Annotated in this window: 15 protein-coding genes and 1 riboswitch; of the genes, 5 read left to right on the forward strand and 10 right to left on the reverse strand. The window is 65.8% G+C overall.

Annotated features, from left to right (window positions below; all coding sequences use genetic code 11):
* Nucleotides 1–42: 42 nt before the first annotated feature.
* Nucleotides 43–459 carry a four-helix bundle copper-binding protein gene (locus tag ACFWIX_RS02045; protein ID WP_377214441.1) on the forward strand — a complete coding sequence of 139 codons (417 nt, stop codon included), beginning with the start codon at nucleotides 43–45 and terminating at the stop codon, nucleotides 457–459.
* A gap of 7 nt (nucleotides 460–466) precedes the next feature.
* Here ACFWIX_RS02045 and ACFWIX_RS02050 read toward each other — a convergent pair whose 3' ends face one another.
* From ACFWIX_RS02050 to ACFWIX_RS02060, 3 genes are read right to left on the reverse strand one after another with little or no spacing between them, the layout of a single operon-like run.
* On the reverse strand, nucleotides 467–1,078 hold the full coding sequence (locus ACFWIX_RS02050; RefSeq protein WP_377214442.1) for a hypothetical protein: 612 nt from the start codon (nucleotides 1,076–1,078) through the stop codon (nucleotides 467–469).
* Between the two features lie 19 nt (nucleotides 1,079–1,097).
* Nucleotides 1,098–1,781 carry a class F sortase gene (locus ACFWIX_RS02055; protein ID WP_377214443.1) on the reverse strand — a complete coding sequence of 228 codons (684 nt, stop codon included), beginning with the start codon at nucleotides 1,779–1,781 and terminating at the stop codon, nucleotides 1,098–1,100.
* 27 nt (nucleotides 1,782–1,808) lie between these two features.
* A complete protein-coding gene (locus tag ACFWIX_RS02060) occupies nucleotides 1,809–2,588 on the reverse strand; it encodes a hypothetical protein (RefSeq protein WP_377214444.1) in 780 nt (259 codons plus the stop codon).
* 293 nt (nucleotides 2,589–2,881) lie between these two features.
* Between ACFWIX_RS02060 and nhaA the strand changes: the two genes are divergently transcribed.
* Nucleotides 2,882–4,219, forward strand: coding sequence for a Na+/H+ antiporter NhaA (gene nhaA / locus ACFWIX_RS02065; protein ID WP_377214445.1), 1,338 nt, complete (start codon nucleotides 2,882–2,884; stop codon nucleotides 4,217–4,219).
* A gap of 171 nt (nucleotides 4,220–4,390) precedes the next feature.
* Here the strand turns inward: nhaA and ACFWIX_RS02070 are convergent, their stop codons facing one another.
* Nucleotides 4,391–4,675 (reverse strand): DUF1540 domain-containing protein, encoded by a 285-nt coding sequence (locus ACFWIX_RS02070; RefSeq protein WP_377214446.1) that lies wholly within the window; start codon nucleotides 4,673–4,675, stop codon nucleotides 4,391–4,393.
* Nucleotides 4,676–4,895: 220 nt separating this feature from the next.
* Between ACFWIX_RS02070 and ACFWIX_RS02075 the strand changes: the two genes are divergently transcribed.
* From ACFWIX_RS02075 to ACFWIX_RS02085, 3 genes are all read left to right on the forward strand, one after another.
* Nucleotides 4,896–5,252, forward strand: a complete 357-nt coding sequence (locus ACFWIX_RS02075) for an SPW repeat protein (RefSeq protein ID WP_377214447.1) — start codon at nucleotides 4,896–4,898, stop codon at nucleotides 5,250–5,252.
* A 305-nt stretch (nucleotides 5,253–5,557) separates the two neighbouring features.
* Nucleotides 5,558–5,929, forward strand: a complete 372-nt coding sequence (locus ACFWIX_RS02080) for a response regulator transcription factor (protein ID WP_377214448.1) — start codon at nucleotides 5,558–5,560, stop codon at nucleotides 5,927–5,929.
* Between the two features lie 120 nt (nucleotides 5,930–6,049).
* Nucleotides 6,050–6,385 (forward strand): hypothetical protein, encoded by a 336-nt coding sequence (locus ACFWIX_RS02085; RefSeq protein ID WP_377214449.1) that lies wholly within the window; start codon nucleotides 6,050–6,052, stop codon nucleotides 6,383–6,385.
* A gap of 13 nt (nucleotides 6,386–6,398) precedes the next feature.
* Here ACFWIX_RS02085 and ACFWIX_RS02090 read toward each other — a convergent pair whose 3' ends face one another.
* From ACFWIX_RS02090 to ACFWIX_RS02115, 6 genes are all read right to left on the reverse strand, one after another.
* Nucleotides 6,399–7,091 carry a potassium channel family protein gene (locus tag ACFWIX_RS02090; RefSeq protein WP_377214450.1) on the reverse strand — a complete coding sequence of 231 codons (693 nt, stop codon included), beginning with the start codon at nucleotides 7,089–7,091 and terminating at the stop codon, nucleotides 6,399–6,401.
* Nucleotides 7,084–8,433, reverse strand: coding sequence for a TrkH family potassium uptake protein (locus ACFWIX_RS02095; protein ID WP_377214917.1), 1,350 nt, complete (start codon nucleotides 8,431–8,433; stop codon nucleotides 7,084–7,086). Before ACFWIX_RS02095 ends, ACFWIX_RS02090 begins: the two co-directional genes overlap by 8 nt.
* A 171-nt stretch (nucleotides 8,434–8,604) precedes the next feature.
* A complete protein-coding gene (locus tag ACFWIX_RS02100; RefSeq protein ID WP_377214451.1) occupies nucleotides 8,605–10,188 on the reverse strand; it encodes a signal peptidase I in 1,584 nt (527 codons plus the stop codon).
* A gap of 69 nt (nucleotides 10,189–10,257) precedes the next feature.
* Entirely contained in the window at nucleotides 10,258–10,668 is a 411-nt protein-coding gene (locus ACFWIX_RS02105) for a hypothetical protein (protein WP_377214452.1), read from the reverse strand.
* 22 nt (nucleotides 10,669–10,690) lie between these two features.
* Nucleotides 10,691–10,766: riboswitch (cyclic di-GMP riboswitch) on the reverse strand.
* Nucleotides 10,767–10,966: 200 nt separating this feature from the next.
* Entirely contained in the window at nucleotides 10,967–11,473 is a 507-nt protein-coding gene (locus ACFWIX_RS02110) for a hypothetical protein (RefSeq protein ID WP_377214453.1), read from the reverse strand.
* Nucleotides 11,467–11,931, reverse strand: coding sequence for a hypothetical protein (locus tag ACFWIX_RS02115; RefSeq protein ID WP_377214454.1), 465 nt, complete (start codon nucleotides 11,929–11,931; stop codon nucleotides 11,467–11,469). Before ACFWIX_RS02115 ends, ACFWIX_RS02110 begins: the two co-directional genes overlap by 7 nt.
* Nucleotides 11,932–12,003 lie beyond the last annotated feature (72 nt).

The raw sequence follows: 12,003 nt of genomic DNA on the forward strand, positions 1-12,003 counted from the left end.
GCGTGGGGCGGGTTAGTGCACCTCACCAGAACGGAGAAGGACATGACACACCACATCAGCGCAATGCTCGGCTCGCACCCCGGAGCCGCAGGAACCCCTGCCGTCGACAAGGAAAAACTTGCCGCCTGCATCGCCGCCTGTTTCCAGTGCGCCCAGGCCTGCTCGTCCTGCGCGGACGCCTGCCTGGCCGAGGACATGGTGAAGGACCTGGCCAGCTGCATCCGCACGGACCTGGACTGCGCGGACGTCTGTGCCGCCACTGGCAGCGTCCTCAGCAGGCAGACCGGCACCAACGTGGAGATCGTGCGCTCGCTGCTGGAAGCATGCCGCACCGCATGTTCGGTCTGCGCCACGGAATGCGAGCAGCACGCGGGCATGCACGAGCACTGCCGGATCTGCGCCGAAGCCTGCCGCCGGTGCGAGGCCGCATGTGCGGAGCTGCTCGGCTCGCTCGGCTAACTCAGCCTCACCCGTGCTCCACCCAGCAGGCCAGGATGGTCGTGGCCAGCTGGTACGCCAGGGCGTTGCGGGTCACGGCATCCGGGCCAACGGCGGCGGGCAGGCCGGACGCGTCCACGGTCAGCACGAAGCTGTCCTTCTGGAACACCGCCTTGCCATCCGCTGTTTCGTAGGCAGGGAAGCCCAGGTTGGCCAGGCCGTCGATCGGGGTGGCGTCAGGGGCGAGGGCCTGCATGGCGTCGAAGTATTCCAGTGCGGTGGCTTCATCCCGGGCTTCCTGTACCGAGATGTCCAGCGATCCCGGCACCGCGGGCGACGCCTGGTCCAGGTGGTACGTGCAGGTGAACGTGCTGTCTGCCCAGTCGTTCACGGTGTGCGGGGGTGCGTCCAGTTTCAGGATGGCGACCAGGCGGTCCATCGGCTGGTCGCCGCACACCATTTTCGCGGCGTCGCTGGGGCCCTCGGCAGCCGCGCGGGCGGGGACGCCCGTGCTCTGGTGGTGGCCGCCGTCGTGCGTTCCCTGGCCGCCCGCCGGGTGGGTCGCAGCTGCAGCGGAGCAGCCGGTGAGCAGGACGGCGGACAGCATGACCGAGGCCACCAGTGGTGTGCGGTTTTTCATGGCAGATCCGTTCCGGCCGTCAGGCCTTGAGCTTGGCGTAAATAACGTAGTTGTCGTCGAAGAGTCCGGTGGCGGGGTCGTAGCCGTCGCAGGTAATGAGGCGCAGTTCGGAGCCGTCCGTGTTGCCGTACACCTCCAGCGTGGGGAAGTTGTCCTTCTCGTAGAGGGCGCCGCGTTCCACGGTGAACACCGCGGTGCTGCCGTCGGCGCGGGTCACGTTGATGTCTGCGCCGGGCTTGAGCCGGCGCAGGTCCGCGAAAACTCCCTTATTGCCGCCCAGCGCGTTCACGTGGCCCAGGATGACCGACGGGCCGCGTTCGCCGGGGGTGGGGGAGCCGGTGTACCAGCTGGCGGGGGCGCCGTTGCCGGTGTCCTCCGGAACCTCGAGCGAGCCGTTCGGGCGCAGGCCCAGGTGGATCAGTTCCGTCCGCAGGTCCACCGACGGGATGTCCAGCGCCTTCGGTTCGGACCGGGGGAGGACAGGACGTACGACGGCGGCAGGGGCCTTGGGTGCGGCGGCTGAGGTGGCCGGAGCATTCGGGGCGGTGCTGGAAGGTGGGGCGGAAGCGGCGGGCGGGGTGCCGGCGTCGGACGTTCCGTTGTTGGCTGGACCGGCAGGGGTGCTGCACCCTGCCAGCGCGAGGGCCAGGAGAAGCCCGGCCGCCGCGGGGGCACGGAAGCCCCTGCGGCGGCCGGAATCCATGGATTTCACCTGTAGTGTCCGGCGGGCCTAGGCTGCGGACCCGTTGCGGCGGCGGACTACGTAGGTGCCGGCCGCGGCTGCGGCGAGCACCAGGCCGCCGCCCAGGGCGAGTGCTCCGGCGTCGTTGGTGGTTCCCTCGGTGAAGCCCGTGTCAGCGCCGCCCACCGGCATGGCCATCTGGCCCGCCTGCAGGGTTCCGCACAGTGCTGGTGAAGTTGCTGCGAGCGGGAGGCTCGGGACGAGGTCGGACTTGGCGGCCTGGGCCTCCTTGCTGAGGGTGGCGGGATCCAGTCCGTGGACCACCACCACTGCGGTGCCCGCCTCGAGCGCCGCCTTGGTCTCGGGGTTGAGTTCGAAGGTGCGGTCAACCGTGTAGCTGGCACCCTGGCCAGCCACCTTGAGGTCCAGACCGGCGGCTGGGCTGGTGTCGCCGCTGGTGGACAGCGTGGTCACGATCTCGCCGTAGCTGGGGTTGCCCTCGGTGGTGGAGATGACGCCGTCGCCGTTGGCGTCCGCACCCGGCGCAGGGCAGACTCCCTCAGCTCCGCCGTGGATGTGCTGGACGTGCGGGTAGGGCGCGTCGTTGAAGGTGGGGGCCAGGCCGGAGACCTTGAGGACCGCGTGGGCCTGGTTGCCGGTGACATCGACCGTGATGGTGCCGGAAGCGGAGCTGCCGTTGATCTGGCCCAGCGTTGACTGGTAATGCTCTGCGCCGTCGTGCGCCATGGCGGACGTGGCGGACAGTGCCAGGGCGCCGAGCGCCAGGGTGGGAACGGCCAGGAAGCGAAGTGTCTTGTTCTTGTTCATCGGAATGCGGTCTCCTCATACAAGTAATGGCGGTGCCCCGGATCGGGGCGGTCTCCCGGGTGGGGACGTGTCCCGGACAGGGGACACAGGCAATTCGGAGCCGTTCCCGTGACGGATGGGAAAATTGTGAATCGGGCCACTTTTTCCGCTGTGCTATGGCCGGCGGTTTGCCTTTCCGCAGCCGACCCCGGTTTGCGGCAGTGTGACCCGCGCCCCATAGAATGGGTTCCAGGTGCGCCGGGAAGTCTGGTCGGCAACAGCTTTGTCGAACCCGAAAATCAGAAGGATCCTTCATGAATTCAACGCCGCCACCCACCCCGCCGCGCGCCGGGTCAACCATCCTCGGACGCGGCAGTTACGCCGAAGCCCTCCGTATCGGCGAGATCCTCCGGAAGGAAACCGTAGGCGGTGCCCTGCTGGTTGTCGCTGCGGTGATCGCGCTCATCTGGGCCAACTCGCCGGCGTCGGACTCCTACTTTGCCCTGCGCGACTTCAAGGTGGGCTACGAGCCCTGGCACCTGGAGCTCAGCCTCGGCGCCTGGGCTGCCGACGGACTCCTGGCCATTTTCTTCTTCCTGGTCGGCCTGGAATTGAAACGTGAGTTCGTGGCCGGGGACCTGCGCCAGATCAACAAGTCGATCGTGCCTGTCGCCGCGGCCGCCGGCGGTGTCCTGGTGCCTGCGCTGATCTATGTGGCCATCAACCTTGGCAGCCCGGGAACCCTGCGCGGCTGGGCCATTCCCACGGCTACGGATATCGCCTTTGCCGTGGCCGTGCTGGCCATTATCGGCTCGCATCTGCCCAGTGCGCTGAGGATCTTCCTGCTCACGCTCGCCGTGGTGGATGACCTGATCGCCATCACCATCATCGCTTTCTTCTACACCAGCGACCTGCACTTTGAACCGCTGCTGCTGGCGCTCATCCCGCTGGCCATCTACACGTTCCTGGCGCAGAAGTACCGGCACTTCTTCGGCCGGAAGGTCTTCGCTGCCTGGCTGATCCTGTTGCCCCTGGGCGTCGTGGTTTGGGCCCTGGTCCACGCTTCCGGCATCCACGCCACCGTGGCCGGCGTGCTGCTCGGCTTCGCGGTCCCCGTGATCAAGTCCCGGGCGCTCGGTCCGGAAGGCGGCCCCGGGCTGGCCGAGATCTTTGAACACCGCTTCCGGCCGATCTCCGCCGGTGTGGCCGTACCGATCTTCGCCTTCTTCTCCGCCGGCGTGGCCGTTGGCGGCTGGGACGGGCTGCTCTCGGCCCTGTCCGATCCCGTGGCGCTGGGCATCATCGTGGCGCTGGTCCTGGGCAAGCCGATCGGCATCCTGGGCACCACGTGGGTCCTGACCAAGGCCACTAAGGCGCGGCTGGACGATTCATTCAAGTGGATCGACATCTTCGGTGTCGCCCTGCTGGCCGGCATCGGGTTCACGGTGTCGCTGCTGGTGGCCGAGCTGAGTTTCGGCCTGGGCAGCCCGCATGACGACCACGCCAAGGTGGGCATCCTGACTGCCTCGCTGCTGGCCGCACTGCTGGCGACGGCCGTGCTGCGGACCCGCAACCGGCAGTACCGGGCCGAGGAGGAACGGGAAAAGGTGGACGCGGACCAGGACGGCATCCCGGACGTCTACCAGAAGTAACCCGCGCTGTTTGGGGAGCGTACGACGGCGGCGCGCGGCCGGGTGGTACAGCTTCGGTTTCGGTGGTGCCCGCCTGAGGTTGGCAGCGCCGGAGCACGGCAGCACCGGAGCACCGCAGCACCGGAGCACCCGGGGCCTGGCCGCGCCGGGTGCTCCGGGGTTTGAGGGCCTCTACTTGTGGGAGTAGGTGAGGCAGTCGGCGTTGTCGGCGCCGGGGCCGACATGCACCTCGGGGGCCTTGCACATCAGGTGGTCGTTGTGGATGCATTCGCCGCGCTGGCATGCTCCGACGTCGGCGAGTACCTTGGGCAGGCCGCCGTGGGATCCGGTGTCAATGAAGGTGGCGCAGTGCGCATGGTTTTCGGCGCCGCCGACCGTGATGGCGGCTGCGTTGCAGTTCGTGTGGTCGTTAAAGGAACAGTTCGTTACGCTGCAGTCAGCGACGTGCGTTGTCATGGAAAGTCCTCCTGCCAGGCCACCCCGGGCGGGCGGCTCCGTGGGACTACCGTAAACCCCCATCACCGGATCAAAAAGACCCAGTTGTGTTGCGTAATTGCTGGTCACTGCCCTGTAAAACACCTCCGCTTAGGAGTTCAATAGGAGTGTGGGCGGTTATCCGTCCACACGCCCGGAACGCCCGGTGCGTTCCCCGCGTCGAACAGGAAGGAAGGACCCAATGGAAAAGTGGCATCGTTGGCAGGATTGGGTCAGCGTGGCTGCCGGGCTTGTGGCAGCGGCGTCAGTCCTGTGGATGCGGCAGGAAGGCATGTCCACCACCCTGATGCTCGCGTTCGGCGGGCTTTTGGTAGTCAGCGGAATCATCAACCTGGCCATGCCCGGCACGCCGGTCATGGAGTGGGTGCAGGCGGTCCTCGCCGCCGGCCTGATCCTTTCCCCTTGGCTCGGTAGCTACTCAAGCACCGTGGGGGCTGCCTGGACTTCGTGGATCGCAGGTGGTGTGGCCCTGGTTGTGACAGCGGCCGCCATCAAACCGAGCACGGAGCTCCACCACCAGTACCGCATGTCCCACTAGGAGAAGCGTTTCCCGGATGCCCGGCCCGGCCGTCAAGGCCCGGCCCGCACCCGGGAAGCACGCTTGCGGAATTCACTCGCCCGAGTTATTCCATTTGTTGTCAGAACCCTTATTCGTCCGTTATGTATTCCGCGTTGGCGAGGGGCGATTCGGCATTTCGATATTTCGGCGGCAATATTTTTGATTTTCCGCTATCACTTGCGCTCATACCGGGGCCGGAAGTAAGTATTAAGCGTAGACTGCAATTTATCGGGGGAATGCGGCTTTTGCGCTGGGCAAGGGCTGGGGGACTTCCGGGAGGCACCATGGGCGGCATACGCGTGGTTGTCATTGAAGACGATTTGGACATGCGGAACCTGCTGGAGGCAGTGCTGCATCAATCCGGCTATGAGGTGTTCTCCGCTGCGGATGGCCGCTCCGGAATTGAACTGGTGCGCACCGAACAGCCGGATGTGGTGACCGTCGACGCGGGCCTGCCGGACCTTGACGGAATGGAAGTCCTGCGGAAAGTCCGCGAGATCAGCTGCAGCCGCGTTGTCATGCTCACTGGCCGCGCCCACGCTGCGGACCAAGAAGCCGCACTCGAGGCCGGCGCCGCGGACTACATCATCAAGCCGTTCCGTCCCCGCGACGTTCGTGCCCGGATCGCAGCGCTGCTGGAGACATCCAAGCACTGACTACCATCCCTGGAACGGCCCTCGCCGCATTACTACTTTGCGGAGACCCTTTCATCAGCTTATTAAGGCTACTTATCATGATGGCTCCGGAACAGATCATTAGAGACGGAGATGAAGAACATGACCGATGCACCTGAGCACAAGGATCTGCCACTGCCCGATTACGACCATTTGCCGGTGGGAACTTTGCCCACCCGGATCGCCGGATTGAACCAGCAGGACCTGTCCCTGCTGGTCGCCTATGAAAAGGAGCACGGAAACCGCCTGCCCGTCCTGCAGATCCTCGAAAAGAGGGTGAAGGACCTGGAGGGCGGCGCCGTCCCGAGCGGTCCGGAGACTCCCGCGAGGCCGGAGGCAGGCTCGGGTGAGCCCAGTACCCCGCCGCCGGCCAACGTTCCAGGTCCGCCGGTCAATCCGCCGCCGCATGGCGTGCCGGGCAATCAGGATCGGCGATAGCTGCCAAGGGCGGCTATGCCCGCGTGCTGAACCCCTCAGCGAGGTTCTTGGGACCCTGCACGATGATCTGGTCCTCTTCGTAGAGCACGGTCTGGGCAGTGGTGTGCTGCCACGTTCCGCCGGGACGCTTCACCGCAACGATGGTGATCCCGTACTGGTCGCGCAGGCCCAGGACGCCGAGCGGACGGTCGCGGGCTTCGGACGGCGGCTGCGTGCGGATCATCACGAAGTCGTCCTCGAACTCCACGTAATCCAGGATCGCGCCGCGGACCAGGTGCGCCACGCGCTTTCCCATGTCATGCTCGGGCCGGATGACGTGCTGCACTCCCAGCTGGTCCAGGATTTCGGCGTGCGGCTCGCTGATGGCCTTGGCCCAGATCTCGGGGTGTTTGAAGGTCAGCAGGCGGGAGGTGGTGAGGATGCTGGCTTCAAGGTCGGAGCCGATGCCCACCACGGCCCGGTCGAACTCGTGGACCGAGAGCTGGCGCAGCACCTCTTCGCGGGTGGAGTCCGCGCGGACCACATGGGTGAGCCGGCCGTTGTAGGACTGCACGATTTCCTCATTGGTGTCGATGCCCAACACCTCGGTGCCCTGGGCCTCGAGCTCGAGGGCGAGTGCCCCGCCGAAACGGCCAAGGCCGATCACGGCCACGGAGTCCGTCTGCGCCACGCGCTCGGCCTTGCGGGAGAAGATGTCCTTAGCCAATGAGGGGCCTTTCCTTCGGGTATTCGAACAGTATGGGGCGGCTGCGGAGGGCCAGTGCGGTTCCCAGTGTCACGGGACCCAGGCGACCGATGAACATCAGCAGGATGAGCACCACCTGCCCGGCTGGCGGCAGCCCGGCGGTGATGCCGGTGGACAGGCCCACGGTGGCAAACGCGGAAATCACCTCGAAGAGGATCCGCTCCTGCCCGAAGTCGGTGATGAGCATCAGGAACATCGTGGAGGCCACCACCAGCGCGATGGCCAGCAGGACCACGGTAATCGCCTGCCGGTGCACCGCGCGGGAAAGGCGCTTGCCGAATATATTCACTGCGGTGCCGCCGCGCAGTTCCGTGGACAGGATGAAGAACAGCACCGCGAACGTGGTGACCTTCAGGCCGCCGGCGGTTCCGGCCGGGCCACCGCCGATGAACATCAGGATGTCCATCCCCATCCAGGAGACCGGGTGCATCTGCGAGATGTCGATGCTGTTGAAGCCCGCGGTGCGCGTGATGACGGATTGGAAGAAACCGTTCAGTATGCGGTCGCCCGGGGAAAGGCCTGCCATCGTGCCCGTGTTGGTCCATTCGGCGGCGGTGAGGAACAGGGTGCCGCCAGCCAGGAGCGTTGCGCTGCCGGCCAGGACCAGTTTGGTGTTCATGCTCCAGTGGATCGGGCGGCGGTACCGGCGTCGCAGTTCGAACAGCACGGGGAAACCGAGCCCGCCGATGATCACCGCGGCCGCCACCGGCAGCAGAACCCAGGGATCGGACGCGAACCCCATCAGGCTGTCCGAATACAGGGCGAAGCCGGCGTTATTGAACGCGGAGATCGAGTGGAAGGCGCCGAACCAGATGGCTTCACCGGCCGGGTAGTCGTACGCCAGCGCGAAACGCAGCGTCAGTACGGCGGCCAGGATGACCTCGGCCGCGACGGTGATCTTCAGGACCCCGAACAGCACCGACCGGACGTCACCAAAGCCCGTGCTCTTGGTTTCGGCGGCCGCCAGCATCCGGGAGCGCAGCCCCAGTTTCCGGGCCATGAGCACACCCAGGAGCGTACTGAAGGACATGACGCCGAAGCCACCGATTTGGATCAGTCCGAGGATCACGGCCTGCCCGAACCCGCTCCAGAACACAGGGGTGTCCACGGTGATTAGTCCGGTGACGCACACGGCGGAGGTGGCGGTGAACAACGATTCGAGGAAGGACGCGCCTCCCGGTCCGGGCGTGGCCACCGGCAGCATCAGCAGCCCGGTGCCCACTGCGATCGCCAGCAGGAAGCCCATGACGATGACTTGGGCCGGATGCCTGGGGACCAGCAGCTGGCCCACCTTGCGCAGCATGGCCACTTGCCTGCCTGCGAAGGATGCGGAGGAACGCCCGACGTCGGCGATAACCTTCCGCGGTTTTCTCTTCTTGGGGCGCTGCGGGATGGGGCCTCGCTGGTAGGCCTTGAGATGCATAGGCGTCACGGTACCACCGGCCGCCGTCGGAACCCATTTTGACGTGCGCGGTTATCGCTTGGGCAGCAATTCGACGGCGGAGGCGTCCTGGACGTCTGGCGTTACGGCCGGTTCTGCGGGGGAGTGGCCGGCGCCCGATCGGTACCGGTAGGTGATGTTTTCGTCCTGCACAATGAAGGTCTCGACGCCGCTGCGGTTCCAGTGGAGGACCAGCAGGCCATATCGCTCGGCGAGCTTGGCCAGGGTTGCGAACGTGGTCACCTCGATGACCGGTCGGCCTTGGGCTGCCGGCATGGGGTGGACGCGGACCAGGAGGTTCGCATAGCGGCGGAGGATGGCCGTGGCTTCGTCCATAGGGGTACTCCGGTTTGCCAGGAGGAGAACAACCGCGGCCGTGATGACGCCGGCGAGCAGCAACAGGGCGGACAGTATCCGGGCGGCTTCGGCGGTGATGCTCCACGCATCGGGGCCAATGGTCCTCGGCACCATGACAGTGCGCTGGTTGGTAGAGCTGTCCGTCACCGTGAGCCCTCCTTCGCCGCCGACCAGCGAGAGCTGAAGCGGAGCCAGGCTGAGTTTAAGTTCGGGACGGAACTCGGCGCTGGATTCCGTGTTGACTTCCGGGACGACGGCGAGCGAGACGGGGGAAATGGCCAGTCCGGTGGCGGCAGCAGCGGCGTCGGCCTTGGCCTCCAGGGCGTCGAGATCCAGCGTGACGGTGCCCTCGTAGGTGTTGCCGCTGAAGGACTGTCCTTCTGCCAGCGGAACCGTTGAGCGCCAACCGCTCGGCGAGGAGAGTTCGGCGTTGACTGCAATGGTCCCGGGCTCGCCCTCGTAGGCGAAACCGACCTGCACGGTGTCGGCGAGCTTGCGGAAGACCGGGTCCGGGGAAGCGGCGGTGGTGCCGTCGTACGCGGCGCTCCGGCCGACGTCGGCGGTGTAGGAGAACTTCATGCTGGTGCCGCTCTGGACTGCGGCTGAACTGGATTCCTCGAGCGGGCCCGCCCAGGCGGCGGCGCCCAGGGAAGCGCCCAGGACTGCCAGAACAGCGGCGGTACCTCCGGCGATGCGCAGGGAGGGGGACAGGCTGCTGATCGACAGGCGGGCATCCGGCAGTCGCTTCGCGGGGCGTTCGCTGAGGTGGCGGGACACTGCGGCTCTCCTTTTTCTGCGGTTCTTGCGGGTTGCGGCGGCGGTTCCGCCGCTGGCGATGAGGGCGAATGCGATGAGGGCAAGGACGGGAGGGCTGGTCAGGACGTTGAGCCACGTTCCGGCGTGGGGGACGTGCAGGATGGCCCGCCCCACGAGGTTGTCGGCCCCCGGCTGGAGGGGGTCGATGGATTCGTTGTTGTCGCCTTGGAAAACAAAGGACTGGGCGTTGCCGCCGACGATCCGGTGAAGGGCGACGTCGTATTCGTTGGAAAGCTTGTAGGCGGCGATGTCGCCAACGGAGTAGGACTTGGCCTTGGAGACGACGACCAGGTCGCCTTGGTAGTACGTGGGCTGCATGCTGACGCCCTCGGTTACTACGATCGCCAACTGGCCGCTGGCCAGCGCTGTTCCGACCAATGCAACAAGACCGGCAGCCAGTGCAATGAACACTCCTGAGAGGCGTCGGGCCAGTCGGTTGGTCATGAACGGTACCTATTCACTAGAGAAGGAGGAACGGCCCGCCCCCAATCAGACGGGCCGTTCCCAGTGGTGCTAGGCCGGGTTAGCTACCGAAACCGCGAGGCTCGTGAGGCCGGTGTAGCCCGATTCGGTGGCAGTTGCCGTGAACGTGCAGTTGGAAACGTTGGCCGTGGCCGCTCCGATTGCTTCACAGGTGAACGTGCCGCCGCTGCCGCCCGTAGTGGTGACCGTGACGGCCTTGCCCTCAGCGCCGGCAGCGAAGGTCAGGGCGATGCTATTGATTTCGTTCTGCGTGTCGGTGTCGTAGAAGCCATAGCCGACGTTCGTCAAAGTGGCACCGGACACGGCCTGGCTGACGGTACCGCCGACGAACTGGGATTCGCCGGCGTTGTTGGTCAGACCGGTACCGGTGAAGGCGGAGCCGGCAGCAACAGCGAGGCCGGCGACGGACAGGGCGGTAACGATCTTTGCGGATTTGCGCATGGTGATTTTTCTCTTTCGGTTTGGTGGTGGCCCGGCTGACCCTGAGCGGTCCCGTGGCTTTGCGTCCCCGGCTTACGGCGGGTTTGCCTTTATCAATGAACCGGCCGTGCAGAAGAAGAAGTTTTTGCGTTTGGCTTGTTCCGATAAATCGAAGTTAGCAAGCAAAATGCGCCCAATTCCGGTATCTAGGGGGATCCTGCGGGAAGCTTTGGGGGATTAAATCCATCCAAGGGACTTATTGCGGAAAACCTGCGTTGGCTGTGGTTTCGTGGGGTTTTCGCTGCGCTGCCAGCGGGCGTCACTGCCGTCCCCGTGCCGAAGAACGCGTCGGACGGCGCGGCACGCCTGCCGCCGCCAGGTCGGCTTCCAGTCGCCCGGGTTCCATCAGGGCCGCCCAGTCCCACCGCACCATCTGCAGCCCGGCGGCGCGGATCCTGTTCTCGCGGTTCTTCTCCGCGACGACCGCCTGTGCTGTGGTGCGGCCCTTGAGGTATTCGGTCTTCACGTACTTCTCTACGCCATCGAACTCGCCCACCACCCTGGCCTCTTTCCAATAGAAGTCCGTATAGCCCAATGAGCCTTCCCTTGTCCGCACGTTGAACTGCAGGATTGGCGCCTCAAACCCCGCTACATGGATCAGTGCCCGGCTCAAGGATTCTCCTGGTGATCCCGAGTCAGGATCCGCGAACTTGATGACTGCCCGGATCCTGCGCGCCCCGGCCGTGGAGTAGTTCGAGCCAATGCCTGCTTCCAGTTCTGCCTTAGTAAGGGCGGGCAGGCCGCGCGCAGTATCCGGTTTCAGCACGTGGTCGAGGGGCGCGATCGCCTCGGTAAACGGGAGGAAAGCGGCCAAGTCCAGGAGGTGCGAAGGCGCCCGGTGACCAGCAGGCCCTCCCGAAGTACCCGATCCACGCTGCCTGGTGCAGCGAAGTGGCGGCGGACTCCCGCACGCGACCGGCCGCCGTCGTTCTTCTGCGTCAATGCTTCGACAGGATGGTGGTACCCGATAAAGGGAATGCCCCACACGCTTGCCGACGAACGCCGCGCAAAAACAGTGGGACTCTCGAAGGTCTCCGCGGCTGCCTGCACCCGGACCCGGTACTGCTCCCACGGCTTCAGGTCCCGCCAGGCCTGCCCGTCCACGTAGACGCCGTGGCGGACGCGGACCAGTTCGCCGTTACGCACGCGCTTTCCGAGGTCCTCCGACGTCAGCCCATGAGCGATTCGGTCCCGGGCCAGGAGCAGTCGCGGAAGGTCTTGCATGGATCCACGGTGGCAGCGCCAGACCGGCGGCGGGAGGGGGAAAGTCCGGCTATGTGGATAACCAAGCCCGTT

It is taken from the genome of Pseudarthrobacter sp. NPDC058362, from assembly GCF_042723515.1.
GTDB lineage: Bacteria > Actinomycetota > Actinomycetes > Actinomycetales > Micrococcaceae > Arthrobacter.

Coding starts and splice junctions, on each gene's coding strand:
- ACFWIX_RS02060 (WP_377214444.1), bottom strand. CDS start 2,588: ATGAACAAGAACAAGACACTTCGCTTCCTGGCCGTTCCCACCCTGGCG.
- ACFWIX_RS02115 (WP_377214454.1), bottom strand. CDS start 11,931: ATGCAAGACCTTCCGCGACTGCTCCTGGCCCGGGACCGAATCGCTCAT.
- ACFWIX_RS02070 (WP_377214446.1), bottom strand. CDS start 4,675: ATGACAACGCACGTCGCTGACTGCAGCGTAACGAACTGTTCCTTTAAC.
- ACFWIX_RS02095 (WP_377214917.1), bottom strand. CDS start 8,433: ATGCTGCGCAAGGTGGGCCAGCTGCTGGTCCCCAGGCATCCGGCCCAA.
- ACFWIX_RS02105 (WP_377214452.1), bottom strand. CDS start 10,668: ATGCGCAAATCCGCAAAGATCGTTACCGCCCTGTCCGTCGCCGGCCTC.
- ACFWIX_RS02080 (WP_377214448.1), top strand. CDS start 5,558: ATGGGCGGCATACGCGTGGTTGTCATTGAAGACGATTTGGACATGCGG.
- ACFWIX_RS02075 (WP_377214447.1), top strand. CDS start 4,896: ATGGAAAAGTGGCATCGTTGGCAGGATTGGGTCAGCGTGGCTGCCGGG.
- ACFWIX_RS02100 (WP_377214451.1), bottom strand. CDS start 10,188: ATGACCAACCGACTGGCCCGACGCCTCTCAGGAGTGTTCATTGCACTG.
- ACFWIX_RS02045 (WP_377214441.1), top strand. CDS start 43: ATGACACACCACATCAGCGCAATGCTCGGCTCGCACCCCGGAGCCGCA.
- ACFWIX_RS02085 (WP_377214449.1), top strand. CDS start 6,050: ATGACCGATGCACCTGAGCACAAGGATCTGCCACTGCCCGATTACGAC.
- nhaA (WP_377214445.1), top strand. CDS start 2,882: ATGAATTCAACGCCGCCACCCACCCCGCCGCGCGCCGGGTCAACCATC.
- ACFWIX_RS02055 (WP_377214443.1), bottom strand. CDS start 1,781: ATGGATTCCGGCCGCCGCAGGGGCTTCCGTGCCCCCGCGGCGGCCGGG.
- ACFWIX_RS02050 (WP_377214442.1), bottom strand. CDS start 1,078: ATGAAAAACCGCACACCACTGGTGGCCTCGGTCATGCTGTCCGCCGTC.